The organism is Achromobacter insuavis, assembly GCF_902859645.1.
In the GTDB taxonomy this organism is placed as follows: domain Bacteria; phylum Pseudomonadota; class Gammaproteobacteria; order Burkholderiales; family Burkholderiaceae_B; genus Achromobacter; species Achromobacter insuavis.
In genome coordinates, this window is the sequence record NZ_CADIJR010000024.1 from 63,962 (window position 1) to 76,768 (window position 12,807).

General features: G+C 70.5%; 14 protein-coding genes. 9 read left to right on the forward strand and 5 right to left on the reverse strand.

From position 1 onward, the window contains the following. The first annotated feature begins 90 nt into the window (after positions 1–90). Positions 91–1,527, forward strand: coding sequence for an aminotransferase-like domain-containing protein (locus tag H0523_RS14575; protein WP_054428693.1), 1,437 nt, complete (start codon positions 91–93; stop codon positions 1,525–1,527). On the opposite strand, the gene H0523_RS14580 is transcribed toward H0523_RS14575, so the two are convergent. Further along, positions 1,524–2,171, reverse strand: coding sequence for a DMP19 family protein (locus H0523_RS14580; RefSeq protein ID WP_054428694.1), 648 nt, complete (start codon positions 2,169–2,171; stop codon positions 1,524–1,526). The genes H0523_RS14575 and H0523_RS14580 overlap by 4 nt on opposite strands. Before the next feature lie 249 nt (positions 2,172–2,420). Between H0523_RS14580 and H0523_RS14585 the strand changes: the two genes are divergently transcribed. Both H0523_RS14585 and H0523_RS14590 read left to right on the forward strand, forming a co-directional pair. Continuing rightward, the gene (locus H0523_RS14585; protein ID WP_054428695.1) at positions 2,421–3,485 is read left to right on the forward strand and encodes a M4 family metallopeptidase; all 1,065 of its coding nucleotides are present in this window, start codon (positions 2,421–2,423) and stop codon (positions 3,483–3,485) included. After that, entirely contained in the window at positions 3,482–3,820 is a 339-nt protein-coding gene (locus H0523_RS14590) for a protealysin inhibitor emfourin (RefSeq protein WP_054428696.1), read from the forward strand. The genes H0523_RS14585 and H0523_RS14590 overlap by 4 nt, the downstream gene beginning before the upstream one ends. Positions 3,821–3,832: 12 nt before the next feature. Here H0523_RS14590 and H0523_RS14595 read toward each other — a convergent pair whose 3' ends face one another. After that, the gene (locus H0523_RS14595) at positions 3,833–5,062 is read right to left on the reverse strand and encodes an MFS transporter (protein ID WP_156349957.1); all 1,230 of its coding nucleotides are present in this window, start codon (positions 5,060–5,062) and stop codon (positions 3,833–3,835) included. Positions 5,063–5,157: 95 nt separating this feature from the next. Here H0523_RS14595 and H0523_RS14600 point away from each other — a divergent pair, with 95 nt between their 5' ends. Next, positions 5,158–5,961, forward strand: a complete 804-nt coding sequence (locus H0523_RS14600; protein ID WP_054428697.1) for an AraC family transcriptional regulator — start codon at positions 5,158–5,160, stop codon at positions 5,959–5,961. Positions 5,962–5,973: 12 nt separating this feature from the next. On the opposite strand, the gene tam is transcribed toward H0523_RS14600, so the two are convergent. Then, positions 5,974–6,741 carry a trans-aconitate 2-methyltransferase gene (tam, locus tag H0523_RS14605; RefSeq protein ID WP_054428698.1) on the reverse strand — a complete coding sequence of 256 codons (768 nt, stop codon included), beginning with the start codon at positions 6,739–6,741 and terminating at the stop codon, positions 5,974–5,976. 147 nt (positions 6,742–6,888) lie between these two features. Here tam and H0523_RS14610 point away from each other — a divergent pair, with 147 nt between their 5' ends. Then, a complete protein-coding gene (locus tag H0523_RS14610) occupies positions 6,889–7,593 on the forward strand; it encodes a serine aminopeptidase domain-containing protein (RefSeq protein WP_054428699.1) in 705 nt (234 codons plus the stop codon). A 46-nt stretch (positions 7,594–7,639) separates the two neighbouring features. Here H0523_RS14610 and H0523_RS14615 read toward each other — a convergent pair whose 3' ends face one another. Further along, the gene (locus tag H0523_RS14615; RefSeq protein WP_054428700.1) at positions 7,640–8,638 is read right to left on the reverse strand and encodes a TerC family protein; all 999 of its coding nucleotides are present in this window, start codon (positions 8,636–8,638) and stop codon (positions 7,640–7,642) included. Positions 8,639–8,745: 107 nt separating this feature from the next. Between H0523_RS14615 and H0523_RS14620 the strand changes: the two genes are divergently transcribed. The 3 genes from H0523_RS14620 to H0523_RS14630 all read left to right on the forward strand — a co-directional run bounded on the left by H0523_RS14620 (position 8,746) and on the right by H0523_RS14630 (position 10,781). Then, positions 8,746–9,639, forward strand: coding sequence for a LysR family transcriptional regulator (locus H0523_RS14620; RefSeq protein ID WP_054428701.1), 894 nt, complete (start codon positions 8,746–8,748; stop codon positions 9,637–9,639). Positions 9,640–9,724: 85 nt separating this feature from the next. Then, on the forward strand, positions 9,725–10,126 hold the full coding sequence (locus tag H0523_RS14625; RefSeq protein ID WP_054428702.1) for a hypothetical protein: 402 nt from the start codon (positions 9,725–9,727) through the stop codon (positions 10,124–10,126). Between the two features lie 52 nt (positions 10,127–10,178). Next, entirely contained in the window at positions 10,179–10,781 is a 603-nt protein-coding gene (locus H0523_RS14630) for a hypothetical protein (protein WP_054428703.1), read from the forward strand. Between the two features lie 46 nt (positions 10,782–10,827). Here the strand turns inward: H0523_RS14630 and H0523_RS14635 are convergent, their stop codons facing one another. Then, positions 10,828–11,229 (reverse strand): hypothetical protein, encoded by a 402-nt coding sequence (locus H0523_RS14635; RefSeq protein ID WP_054428704.1) that lies wholly within the window; start codon positions 11,227–11,229, stop codon positions 10,828–10,830. Positions 11,230–11,377: 148 nt separating this feature from the next. On the opposite strand from H0523_RS14635, the gene H0523_RS14640 reads away from it, so the two are divergent. Further along, positions 11,378–12,721: a hypothetical protein gene (locus H0523_RS14640; protein WP_054428705.1), complete on the forward strand. Its 1,344-nt coding sequence runs from the start codon at positions 11,378–11,380 to the stop codon at positions 12,719–12,721. Positions 12,722–12,807: the final 86 nt, after the last annotated feature.

The window sequence follows — 12,807 nt, forward strand, 5'->3', positions numbered from 1 at the left end:
AAGGCCCATCATGCCTCCCGGCCGGCGCTCCCGGCGGCGACAGGGCGACGGCGGGCTATGCTGTACAGATATCCATTTTCCGCATCTGTCATGCAGCACAGTTATGCCCGGCTCGCGGCCCGCCTGAAAACCGCCATCCATGCCTCGGAATACACAGTGGGCGAGCGCCTGCCCTCGGTGCGCGAACTGGCGGCCGAGCACGCGGTCAGCGTCGCCACCGCCGTGCGCTGCTACCGGCAGCTGGAGCGCGACGGCTATGCCGAGGCGCGCTACAAGTCCGGCACCTATGTGGCCGACTGGAAGGCGCTGCGTCCGACCCGGCCCGCCGCCCCCGCCGCGCCGCCGGCCGGCGTGGAATACGACCGCCTGGCCTCTCTGCAGCACCGCATGACGCAGCTCTACGCCCTGACCGGGCAGCCGCTGCCGCTGGCGCTGCACCTGGCCAGCGCGGCGCCGGAATGGTATCCATGCGACGCCCTGGCCCGCATCGCCCAGCGCCAGTTGCGCCAGCAGCCGCTGGCGCTGGGCGCCTATCCGTCGGGCACCGGCCTGCCGGCCTTCAAGACCGAACTGCTGGCGCACCTGGCCACGTGCGGCATCGACGCCGGCCCCGACGATCTGCTGATCACCAATGGCGCCACCGAGGCCATGCAGATCGCCCTGCGGTCGGCGGCACGGCCGGGCGACACCATCATCGTGGAATCGCCGGTGTACTTCGGCTTGCTGCAGGCCATCGAGCACCTCGGCATGCGCGCGCTGGAGGTCCCTTGCGTGCCCGGCCAGGGGCTGAGCCTGGAGGCGCTGGAATACGCGCTGGAGCACCAGCCCGACGTGCGCGCCGTGGTCGTCATGCCGACGTTCCAGAACCCGCTGGGCGACTGCATGCCCGACGCCGCCAAGCAGCGCCTGCTGAAGATCGCGCAGCGCCACGACCTGACCGTGATCGAGGACGACGCCTTCGGCGACCTGGGCCACAAGACCGAGCGCCCGCCAGCCATCAAGGCCTGGGACCGCGACGGCCGGGTGATCTACTGCGGCTCATGCGGCAAGAGCATGGCGCCCGCCTTCCGGCTGGGCTGGGTGCTGGGCGGCAAGCGCCACCGGCAGCTGGAATCGCTGAAGGTCAGCAACTCCCTGACCGCGCCGCTGCTGGAGCAGCAGGTGCTGGCGGACTACATGAAGAGCGGCAAGCTGCCCGCCCACCTGCGCAAGCTGCGCACCCGGCTGGCCGCCGTGGTGCCGCCCGCGCGTGACAGCGTGCGCCAGCATTTCCCCGCTGGCACCCGGGTGAGCGGCCCCGAGGGCGGCTGGTGGCTGTGGCTGGAACTGCCAGAGCCCATCGACACGCTGTCGCTGCTGCGCACGGCGGTGCGGCAGGGCATTTCCTACACGCCAGGCGCCCTGTTCTCGGCGTCGGGCAAGTACGGCAACTGCCTGCGGCTCAACATCGCCCGCCCATGGACGCCGCCGCTGGCCGCCGGCCTGCGCGCGCTGGGACAGGCGATGCGCGCCAGGCCGGCCGGCTAGGGCCTTTCGCCGGCGTCGTAGCAGGCAAGCCCCAGGCGGGCCAGGTTGTCCGGGTATTCGAAGTAGGCCTCGTCCAGCTCCTGCAGGCGCGTCTGCTCGGCCTCGGTCATCGCGCCATAGATGTCGTTGAGTTCGATGACCTCGGGCGCGGCCTCGAAGCGATCGATCAGGCCGCGCATGGCCGCCACGATGGCCAGCGTGCGCTCGGCGCCGATCTTCCTGAGCGCGAGCAGCGCCAGCTGGCAGGTCGGGTCGCCCCAGTTGCACAGAAACTGCATGAAGCCGCCGTTGTTGATGTCGGCTTCCATGCGCCACAACGCGACCAGTTCCTGCTCGCGCTGCGGCAGGCTGTCCAGTTGCCAGCCGGCGGCCTGCAACGCGGCCAGCGCCTTCTCGTAGTGCGCGTCCCACAGCAGGTCGCGCACGTTCAGCATGCCTTCGGGCGACGGCGCGAGCAGGCCGGGCCAGACCACGCCATGGTCGTCGTCCACCAGCTGCCATTGCGCGCGCTCGGCCGGGCTGCCTTTCTCCAGCCGGATGTGCCGCCGGATCGGCTCGCGCAGCTCGCGGCCGTCGGCCAGCGTCAGCAGGATATGGGTATCGGTCAGCGCGAGATGGCGGATGCGGTAATCGGCGGCGGACATGCGGTGTCTCGAAATGAAAGCGGCGGTGGCGCAACGCGCTGAAGATAACGGATCGGATCGCGGGCGTCGAGGCGGCGCCGCGCGCTTATCGTTCCAGGGCCTGCGCGAGGCTCCTTGTAGTGTGAACAGGCTCTAGCATCACGCCGCATCCTGTTACGCCCCCGCGCGCGACCCATCTGCTACCGTAAAGCCTGCCTTCGGGTACGGCCCGCGCGCCGCGTCCGCAATGTCCTCGAATGGAGACCGACAATGCCACGCCCTTCCGCGTCCACGCCCCTGATCGGCGTGATTCCGCCCTACGTCCTGGACCGCCTGGCGCAGCACGCCGACGCGCGGGTCAGCATGCCGGCGGTCAAGACCCTCATCATCGACCAGCAGCAGCGCGGCCTGCGTGAAATGGCGGCGCAGCCGCCGCGCTCGCAAGTGGCGGCGCCGCGCCGGCAGGGCGAGCCCGGCACGCCGCAACGCGCGTTGCATGACGCCGGCAACACCACCACGCTGCCCGGCAAGCTGGTGCGCGCCGAAGGCGCCAAGGCCAGCGGCGACGCCGCGGTCGATGAGGCCTATGCGCACCTGGGCGCGACCTACAAGCTGTTCCACGACGTCTACCAGCGCGACTCGATCGACGGCGCCGGCCTGCCCCTGGTGGGCACCGTGCACTACGGCGAAGACTACGACAACGCCTTCTGGAACGGCTCGCAGATGGTGTTCGGCGATGGCGATGGCGAGATCTTCAACCGCTTCACCGTGGCGGTCGACATCATCGGCCATGAACTGACCCACGGCGTCATCGACAGCGAGGCGGCGCTGGCCTACCAGGGCCAGTCGGGCGCGCTGAACGAATCGCTGTGCGACGTGTTCGGCGCGCTGGTCAAGCAATACGCGCTGGGCCAGAGCGCGCGCGAGGCCGACTGGCTGGTGGGCCAGGGCCTGTTCCTGCCCAAGGTCAAGGCGCGCGCGCTGCGCTCGATGGCCGAGCCCGGCAGCGCCTATGACGATCCGGTGCTGGGCAAGGATCCGCAGCCGGCGCACATGAGCGCCTATGTCGACACGCCGCAGGACAACGGCGGCGTGCACATCAACTCGGGCATTCCCAACCGCGCCTTCTATCTGGCCGCCACCGCGCTCGACGGCCCGGCCTGGGAAGTCGCCGGCCGCATCTGGTACGACACGCTGCGCGACAAGCGGCTGCGCCACGACGCCGACTTCGCCGCCTTCGCGCGCCTGACGCTCGACGTGGCGCGCAGCGTACGCGGCGATGCCGCGCACAAGGCCGTGGCCGGCGCCTGGGCGGCGGTGGGCATACAGCCATGATCGCGCTGCCGCCGCTCGAACTCACGCTGCGCGTCAGCCTGACGCGCGAAGGCGGGCTGGCGTACCTGCCCGGCCTGGCGCGCACCCGCAGCATCGACCTGACCGATTGCCCGCCGGACCTGCGCCAGGAAGTCGGCGACGCCCTGCGCCGCACCGCGCCGCTGGCGAACCCGGACTGCGCCGCGCAGGGCGGCGACCAGCGCTACTTTCATGTGGAAGTGGTGTTCCGCGATCCGGCCAGCGGCGACAGCGCCAGCCTCGCGTTCGACGTGCCCGAGGCGCAGGCCCCCGACACGCTGGTGCGCCTGTGGCGCAGCCAGGCCGGGCCGCCCTGAGGACGGGCCGCCTCAGCCCGCCTTGCGTTGCGGTTCGGCCGCGTGCGCGCGGAACTGACCGACCTGGATATTGCGGCCCGCCAGCAGGCCGCAGCCCGCCATCGCCACGCATAGCCCGGCGCACAGGCCCAGCGCCACCGACCAGCCGCCCAGGCGGTCATGCAGGGCGCCGACCAGCGTCGGCCCGCTGGCCGCGAACAGATAGCCGATGCATTGCGCCATGCCCGACAACGCGGCCGCCTGCTGCGCATGGCTGGCGCGCAGGCCCACGAACATCAGGCCCAGGATGATGCCGCCGCCGGTGCCCAGGCCCAGCAGCACGATCCACAGCGTGGCCCAGCCCGGCGCCACGATCAGCCCGCTGAACGCCACCAGCGAGGCCGCCGCCGAGCAGAACGCCGCGGCGCGCTGGTCCTTCATGCGGCGCACCACCGGCGCCAGGAACAGCGCCGGCCCGGCCGACATCAGTTGCAGCAGGCCATGCAGCGAGCCGGCGCGCTCGGCCGAGTAGCCGGCGTCGCGCAGGATCGCCGGCAGCCAGCTCACCCCCACGTAGAACACGAACGAATTGATGCCCAGGTACAACGTGACCTGCCAGGCCAGCGGCGAATGCCACAGGCGGCCGCCATGCGGCGCGTGCGCGGTCGACGACGCCGGCGGCGTGTGGTTGGCCAGTTGCGGCAGCCACAGCAACGCGCCGGCCAGCGGAATCACCAGCATGCACAGCGTCGAGATGCGCCAGTCGCCGCCGGCCAGGCTGGCCAGCGGCACCGCCAGCGCCGAGGCGGCGCCGGCCGCGATGCTCATGGTCAGCACATAGGCCGAGGTCAGGCCGGCCAGGCGTTGCGGGAAATCGCGCTTGAGCAGGCTGGGCAGCAGCACGTTGCCGATGGCGATGCCCGAGCCGATGACGGCGGTGCCGGCATACAGCGCCCAGGCCTGCCCCTGGCTGCGCAGCACGATGCCGCCGCCGATCAGCAGCAGCGCGAAGAACAGGGTGCGTTCCAGGCCATGGCGACGCGCCATGCCGGCGGACACCAGCGACACCACGGCGAACGCCAGCAGCGGCAGCGTGATCAGCATGCCGGCGGCGGTGTTCGACAGGCCGAGCTGTTCGCGGATCAGCCCGACCAGCGGCGGCACGCCGGTGACCGGCGCGCGCAGCGCCATGGCGATGAAGAGGATGCCCACGATCAGGAGGACGGGGCGTTGGGAAGCGGGGGAAGGCTGGGAAGGATTCATGACGACAGCTTAGGCAATGCCATCGCTGCTGAATTTCGAGATAATGACAAGATATCCCTAAATCCTGCCAACCCGGGACACCCCACGGCCACCCCATGTATCCGCCGGAAGCCCACAGCCCCTATTTCGATCCCGACATGCCCACGCAATGGACCTACGCCATGCGTGTGGACGCGGCCCGGAACAGCCACGAGTCCCCCACCCACCGGCACCGCATGGGCCAGCTGGTGCTGTCGCTGCAGGGCGCCGTGACCAGCACGGTGCCGCAGGGCCTGTGGATGGTGCCGCCGCGCTACGGCGTCTGGATTCCGGGCGGCACGCCGCACAGCAACCGGGTCACCGACAACGGCCGGGTCTGCTTCCTGTTCGTGCCGGCGGATACCCCGGGCCTGCCGCGCCAGTGCTGCACCCTGGCGATCACGCCGCTGGTGCGCGAGCTGATGATTCACCTGGCCGACCTTTCGCCGGCCGCCACCGCCGAGCCGGCCAACCGCCGGCTGGCCGCCGTGCTGGTCGAACAGCTGGCGCAGATGCCGACCGAGCAGTTGCACCTGCCGCTGTCGGAACACCCGCGCCTGCGCGAGATCGCCGCGGCCCTGCACGCCGATCCCGCCGATCGCAGCACGGTGGCCGAATGGGGCCGGCGCCTGGCCATGAGCGAGCGCACGCTGGCGCGCCTGGTGCGGCAGGAGGTCGGCATGAGCTTCGGCCGCTGGCGCCAGCAGATGCACATCGTCATGGCGCTGCAGCGGTTGTCGTCGGGCGTGTCGGTGCAGCGCACCGCCGAGGACCTGGGCTACGAATCGGTCAGCGCCTTCATCACCATGTTCCGCAAGACGCTGGGGCAGACGCCGGCGCGCTATTTCGCCGGCAAGGCCGACGGCCGCGACGGCGCCTGAGGCGCGCGGGCGTCAGCCCTTCGGCCCCGCCACCAGGAACAGGCGCGGGAACGGCAGCAGCACCGTGCCGTCCGCCAGCGCGGGATAGGCGCGCGCGATCTCTTCCTGGTAGCGCGCCAGGAACGCGGCCTGCTCGGCGGCGTCCAGCTTGTTCAGGTAGGGCCGCAGGGCCGTGCCCTTGAACCATTCCACCACCGCCTGCGCGCCTGCCAGCGGGTGCAGATAGGTAGTGCGCCACACGTCCAGGCGGTCGCAATGCGGCTTGAGCAGTTCGTAGTACCAGGCGGCGCTGTGGCGCGGCGGATGCTTGACGTCGCCGATCTTGGCGGCCCAGGGGCCGTCGGCGGCGACCTGGCGCGCCAGCTTGTGGGCCGGCTCTTCCAGGTTGTCCGGCGTCTGCACCGCCAGGCTGCCGCCCGGCGCCAGCTTGCCCACCAGGCGCGGATACAGGGTCGCGTGGTCGGGCACCCACTGCAGCGCGGCGTTGGCCAGGATCACGTCGTACTGGCGCGGCGGATTCCAGGTCTCGATATCGGCCAGTTCGAACGCGATCGACGGCAGGCGCTTGCGCGCCGCCACCACCATGTCGTCGGAACTGTCCATGCCGGTCACGTCGGCCTGCGGGTAGCGGGCGGCCAGCACTTCGGTGGAGTTGCCGGGGCCGCAGCCCAGGTCGACGGCGCTCGCGACGTTCTCGTTGGGCAATGCCGCGACCAGATCGCGCACCGGACGGGTGCGTTCGTTTTCAAAGGCGGAATACTGTTTGGCGGACCAGGTCATGACGGCTCCTTGCGTGGGTCTGGGTACGTTCCGCACTCTACGCCGCGCCATTCCATATGACAAATATATATAGGGCTACCTATCCATATCCACTGAATATGCCGGCACCCTGTCAGAATGCGGCTATCCCCAATCGGAACCTGATGAATGCCCCTGCAACTGGTCCTGTTGCCCGGCATGGACGGCACCGGCGAGCTGTTTGATCCGCTGCTGTCCGCGCTGCCCTGCGCGCCGCCGCCCGTGGTGCTGCGCTATCCCGTCCGCGAGCCGCTCGGTTACCCCGCGCTGGAACAGCGCGTGCGACAGGCCCTGCCCGCGCAGGCGCCCTTCGTGCTGCTGGCCGAATCCTTCTCTGGCCCCCTGGGCGCCGCCATCGCCGCCGCACCGCCGCCGAACCTGCGCGGCCTGATCCTATGCGCCTCGTTCGTGCGCGCGCCGCATCCGCGGCTTGGCCTGGCGCGGCCGCTGGCCAGCTGGCTGCCGGTCACGCTGCTGCCGCGCGCGGTCCTGCATCACCTGTTGCTGGGCGCCCACGGCACGCCGGCGCTGCGCGCCGCGCTGGACCGGGCCGTCGCGCAGGTGGCGCCCGCCGTCATGCGGGCCCGCCTCCAGGCCGTGATGGCCGCCGACCAGCGCGCGGCGTTTGCCGGCGTGCGCCTGCCGCTGCTGTATCTGCAGGCGCGCCACGATCGCGTGGTGCCGCCCGCCGCCGCCGCGCTGGTCGAGCAATTGGCGCCGCAGACCCGCCGGGTCGAGATCGACGCGCCGCACTGCCTGTTGCAGGCCGCGCCCGAGGCCGCCGCCGCGGCCATCGCCGATTTCCTGCGCACGCTCGAGGCGGCCCCGCGATGAAAAAAGGGCCCGCCATGGGCGGGCCCTTCACACGCGCCGTACGCGCTTACTCCGTCTTCAGCTCGGGTTGCGACGCCCCCGAGCGGGTCTTCCACAGCGAGAACAGCACCCCGCCGCCGATCAGGCCGAAGGTCACCGACAGCGACACCACGGCGGGAATCTTGCCGATGAAGCCGACCAGGAAGATCTTCGTGCCGATGAACACCAGTACCAGCGACAGCGCGTACTTCAGGTAGTGGAAGCGGTGGATCATCGCCGCCAGCGCGAAGTACAGCGCGCGCAGGCCCAGGATCGCGAAGATGTTGCTGGTGTACACGATGAACGGGTCGGTGGTGATGGCGAAGATCGCCGGCACCGAGTCCACCGCGAACAACAGGTCCACGAACTCGATCAGCACCAGGGCCAGGAACAGCGGCGTGGCCCAGCGCACCGTCTTGCCCGTGGCCGCATCCGGCTCGCGCACCCAGAAGGCGTTGCCGCGCAGGCCTTCCGTGACGCGCATGCGGCGCTTCAGGAACTTCAGGATCGGGTTGGTGGCGATGTCCGGCTCCTGGTCGGCGATCATCCACATCTTGATGCCAGTGAACACGAGGAAAGCGCCGAACAGATACATCAACCAGCCGAAGTTGCTGACCAGCGCGGCGCCCAGGCCGATCATGATGGCGCGCAGCACGATCACCCCCAGGATGCCCCAGAACAGCACGCGGTGCTGGAACTGGCGCGGGATGGCGAAGAAGCTGAAGATCAGCGCGATCACGAAGACGTTGTCCAGCGACAGCGATTTCTCGATCAGGAAGCCCGTGTAATAGGCCATGCCGCTGGACGGGCCCATCTGCCACCAGACCCAGCCGCCGAACAGCAACGCGGCCGAGATGTAACCGGCCGACAGCAGCAGGCTTTCGCGCACGCCGATCTCGCGGTCTTCCTTGTGCAGCACGCCCAGGTCGAAGACCAGCAGGGAGATGACGATGCCGATGAACAGCAGCCAGCTCCAGGCCGGCGTGCCGGCGAAGTCGGCTTGTAGAAATGAGAGCAAGGCTTCCATGATGTTCCCGCTGATGTGTGAAGGCCCTCATGATCCGGATCCCGGGTCGATGGAGAAATCAGCCTGAAAGTGAGTTATGGTTCGAAAAAACCGAAGTGAATCTCGCCATGCTCAATTACCGCCACCTGTACTACTTCTGGATGGTCGCCAAGGAAGGCGGCTTCTCGCGCGCCGCCGAGCGGCTCGACATGGCCATCCAGACCATCAGCGCCCAGGTGCGCGAACTGGAAAAGAACCTGGGCCACCAGCTGCTGCGCCCGGCCGGCCGCGGCGTGGCCCTGACCGACGCCGGCCAGGCCGCCTTCGCCCGCGCCGAGGAAATCTTCCAGATCGGCCAGGAATTGCCGCAGGAGGTCCGCGCCGCCGCCACCAAGCCGGTGATGCGGCTGTCGGTGGGCCTGTCGGACGGCATCTCCAAGCTGGCCGCCCACGCGCTGCTGGGGCCGGTGCTGGACACCCCGGACCTGCGCCTGACCTGTCACGAGGGCGAGGTCGAGGAATTGCTGGGCGAACTGGCGCGCCACCACCTGGACCTGGTGCTGGCCGGCCAGGGCGCGCCGGCCAACCCCAACCTGCGCCTGACCAGCGACCGGCTGGTGTCCTCGCCGGTGGACTGGTACGGCCCGGCGCGGCTGGTGCGCAAGGCCGACAGCCAGGACTTCCCCCACTGCCTGGAGCGCCTGCCGGTGCTGCTGCCCACCGGCCACTCGGTGCTGCGCCAGACGCTGGACCGGTGGTTCAATGAACAGGGCCTGCGGCCCAACGTGGTCGGCGAGTTCGAGGACAGCGCGTTGATGTCGGTGTTCGCCGCGCGCGGCCTGGGCGTGTTCCCGCTCAGCCGCCTGGGCGGCGACGACGTCGGGCTGCTGCGCGGCCTGCGCCCGCTGGCGCGCTGCGACAGCGTGCACGAGGAGATCTACGGCATCCGCAACCGCCGCGGGCAGCACCATCCGCTGGTGCAGCAGATACTGGCGCATGCCAAGACTTCGGTTTTTTCTTAATGATTGTCACAAAGACGCTGGTTTTTCAGAATGGCTTTCCGCTCTATCGTGGCGTTTCTTTCCTGAATCACCGGAGTACCCCGCAATGAAAAAAATCATCTGGCTCGGTTTCGCCGTGCTGGCCGCGCTATGGACCGGATTGGTGGCGCTGACGCTGCAACTGACCGACTGGGTGCTGGCCACCATCGCCTCGGCGCAGGTGCCCGGCGCCACGGCCATCGGCTCCGCCCAATGGGCCGCGCCCGCCTGGGCCGCCCCCTGGGTCGACGCCGGCCTGATCCAGTCGCTGCAAGCCGGCCTGGTCTGGCTGGTGCAGGGCCTGAACCAGATCCTGCCCGCCGCCGGCAGCCTGGGCACCTGGATCGCCGTGCTGGGCTGGCTGTTCTGGGGCTTCATCATGGCCGCCCTGCTGGTGCTGGCGCTGATCCTGCACTGGCTGGCCGGCAGGCGCCCGCAGGGCGACGGCCCCGGCCGCCAAGTGGTGTAATAAGGCAGGCAACGCGGCGTCCCGGCGCGCTGCCTCCTTACAGGAGCGTACCGTGCCGTCCCGACTTTTCCGCGTCGCCATCCTGCCCGCCGCCGTCCTGGCGGCGGCGTCCGCGCAAGCGAACACACCGCCTTATGGCATCGAGGTGTGCACGCTGACCGGCACGTCGGGGCAGTACAGCGTGCGGGTGCGCAACACCGGTTCGGCCCCGCTGGCGCGCGCCGACGTCACCGGCGTGCGGCTGGACGGCGGCGGCCAGGCGCAGGGCAACATCAGCGTCAGCCTCACGGCCATTCCCCCCGGCCGCTACGAGACCGCGATCCTGGCGCGCCACGGCGAATCGGCCGCGCTGGTCAGCATCGCCACCTACCAATCCGTCAACGGCGTCGAAACCCGGCAGCAGGAATTGTTCGCCGGCAAGGTCGCCCATGTCTCGCCCGGCTCGGCCCTGCAATACACGCTGGCGCCGCTGGCGGTGCGCGGCTGGACCGTGGCCTATGGCGGCCCCAACAGCCCCAGGCTGGAATCCGGCAGCGCCGTGTTGCTGGCCTATCCGGCGCGCAGCGGCAAGAAGATGGATACCCGGCCGGAAGCGGGCCGCGCGCCCGCCGACGTGGTGCCGCTGGCGCCCTGCCCCGCGCCGCGCGGCAGATAGGGACGCAGCGGGCGCCGCCCGCGAGGGCGCCCATGGCATGACGGCGCTAGGTGCCGTTCAGCAGGTCGCGCTCGTTCAGCAGCGCGTAGACGATCTCGGGTCTGTTGTCGAAGCCGCGGCGGATGGCGGCCGGAATCGACGAACGCGTCTTGCGGCACAGGCCGGGCTGGTCATCGAGCTGGATGGCGATGCCGCGCGAGGTGCGCACCTCGTTGTCGCTGGGAACGATGCGCACCACGATGCCCAGCTGCGCCTGCATGCGGCCCTGCATGGCGCGCAGGTCTTCCAGGCTGGCGATGTTCTCCAGCCGCGCCACCAGGCGCTTTTCCTCTTCCTTGGTGAGCCGCAGGATGCGCGCGTCGGCCGCTGGATCGGCCAGCAGCCGGTCGCGGTCGCACATACAGGCGCCCGGCGGGCATTCTTGACGGATGGGGAACGGGAGGTTCATGGCGCGCGCATCGCAAGCTATCCGATGATTCTACCCAGGAACCTCCGGCCGCCGCGAGCCTCGCCGCGCGACCGCGCCAGGACGGCGCGCGGCGCGGCCGCTCGGGCATAATGCGCCGAGAAGAAATCCGGGAGGCGCTGCCTTGAAAATGTTCCTGCTTGCGGCCATGCTGGCCGGCGCCGGCGTCAGCGCCGACGCATTCGCGCGCGATCATGCCTACGACATCAAGCCGGGCCTGCGGGCGGTGGTGACCGTCGACGGCGCCGCGCCGCAGCGCGTCAGCGTCCGCGTCGGCAAGGGCGCGCCACAGGAAATCGCCCGCCTCGACGACGAGGCGGTGGACGTCTTCGAGACGCCCGACATCGACCACGACGGCTACCGCGACCTGGTCATCGGCCAGAGCGGCGGCGGCGGCCAGGTCCAGGCCCGGCTGTTCCTGTACCGGCCCAAGGAAGGCAGGTTCCGCGAGATCGCGCACCCCGCGCCGCAGGCCAGCCCGTGCCACCAGTTCGTCAACCCCGTGTTCGATGCCGCCAAGGCGGCCTTCTCGGTGGGCTGCCGCTACGGCGCCGACAGCAACGGCACCGAAGACTACGCGCTGCGCCCCGATGGCACCGCGCGCCCGCTGCAGTGGACCACCCAGGCGCTGTTCGACCTGGAGGACCGCGCCTTCGAGCTGACCTACGGCTTCCATGAAGACGGCACGGTGGCGCACATCCAGATCGACGGCGAAGGCTCGCCGCTGGAGGGCGACAGCGCCGTGCCCTTCGACCGGCTCGACCTGTACGACGCGCCCGACGTGAAGGCGCTGTCGACGCGGACCGCCAAGGCCGGCGACCCTCTCGACGTGATCGCGCTGCGTCCGCAGTGGCTGCAGGTGCGTCTGGCCGGCGCGGCCGCCGATGCGCCGCCGGCGTGGGTGCGCTACGCCGACCTGAAGATCGACAAGCATCGCTATGCCCCGGCGGCGCGCACGCCCACGAGCGGCCTGATGCTGTCGGTCTATGGCCACCTGGGCACCACGCTGTACGAGGCCGGCGGCCGCTTCACGCTGCACGTGACCAACCTCGGCCCGGACCCGGTGCGCCTGCAATCGCCCCGCGTCTGGCTGCTGTTCATCGACGCGCAGGATCGACGCACGCTGCAGCCGCTGTACCAGCGCCCGCCGGTGACGCTGGCCGCGCCCGCCGCCGCGGCCGCCGCCGCGCAGGCCTCCTCCGGCTATGCCGACAACGCCGACCGGCCCGCGACGCCCGCGGGCCCGCGCCACGTGGCCGACTGGGCCGATGATCCGGTGCTGTGGCGTCCGGACGGCAACGGCGGGCACGAATACCAGGTGAGCGCCGGCAACGGCCAGTACGTGCCCTTCCTCCCCGACCTGGCTCCCGGCCGCTACCGGCTGGTCGTGGCGCTGACGGATCCGGCCGCCGCGCCCCGCCCGGTCTACTCGAACGTCATCGAGGTCGACCTGCCCTTCCCCAAGCGCCAATGAGCGCGGCCCGCTGGCGCCGCCGCGCCCTTGTCGCCGTCGCCGGCCTGGTCGCCGCCGTGGCGCTGGCCGCCGCCGCCCTGGTCGCG

What these genes read in the sequence shown, in the direction of transcription:
- H0523_RS14610 (WP_054428699.1), top strand. Translation starts at nt 6,889, where the DNA reads ATGCCCCTGCAACTGGTCCTGTTGCCCGGCATGGACGGCACCGGCGAG.
- H0523_RS14575 (WP_054428693.1), top strand. Translation starts at nt 91, where the DNA reads ATGCAGCACAGTTATGCCCGGCTCGCGGCCCGCCTGAAAACCGCCATC.
- H0523_RS14580 (WP_054428694.1), bottom strand. Translation starts at nt 2,171, where the DNA reads ATGTCCGCCGCCGATTACCGCATCCGCCATCTCGCGCTGACCGATACC.
- H0523_RS14595 (WP_156349957.1), bottom strand. Translation starts at nt 5,062, where the DNA reads ATGAATCCTTCCCAGCCTTCCCCCGCTTCCCAACGCCCCGTCCTCCTG.
- H0523_RS14615 (WP_054428700.1), bottom strand. Translation starts at nt 8,638, where the DNA reads ATGGAAGCCTTGCTCTCATTTCTACAAGCCGACTTCGCCGGCACGCCG.
- H0523_RS14635 (WP_054428704.1), bottom strand. Translation starts at nt 11,229, where the DNA reads ATGAACCTCCCGTTCCCCATCCGTCAAGAATGCCCGCCGGGCGCCTGT.
- H0523_RS14640 (WP_054428705.1), top strand. Translation starts at nt 11,378, where the DNA reads ATGTTCCTGCTTGCGGCCATGCTGGCCGGCGCCGGCGTCAGCGCCGAC.
- H0523_RS14585 (WP_054428695.1), top strand. Translation starts at nt 2,421, where the DNA reads ATGCCACGCCCTTCCGCGTCCACGCCCCTGATCGGCGTGATTCCGCCC.
- H0523_RS14600 (WP_054428697.1), top strand. Translation starts at nt 5,158, where the DNA reads ATGTATCCGCCGGAAGCCCACAGCCCCTATTTCGATCCCGACATGCCC.
- H0523_RS14620 (WP_054428701.1), top strand. Translation starts at nt 8,746, where the DNA reads ATGCTCAATTACCGCCACCTGTACTACTTCTGGATGGTCGCCAAGGAA.
- H0523_RS14590 (WP_054428696.1), top strand. Translation starts at nt 3,482, where the DNA reads ATGATCGCGCTGCCGCCGCTCGAACTCACGCTGCGCGTCAGCCTGACG.
- tam (WP_054428698.1), bottom strand. Translation starts at nt 6,741, where the DNA reads ATGACCTGGTCCGCCAAACAGTATTCCGCCTTTGAAAACGAACGCACC.
- H0523_RS14625 (WP_054428702.1), top strand. Translation starts at nt 9,725, where the DNA reads ATGAAAAAAATCATCTGGCTCGGTTTCGCCGTGCTGGCCGCGCTATGG.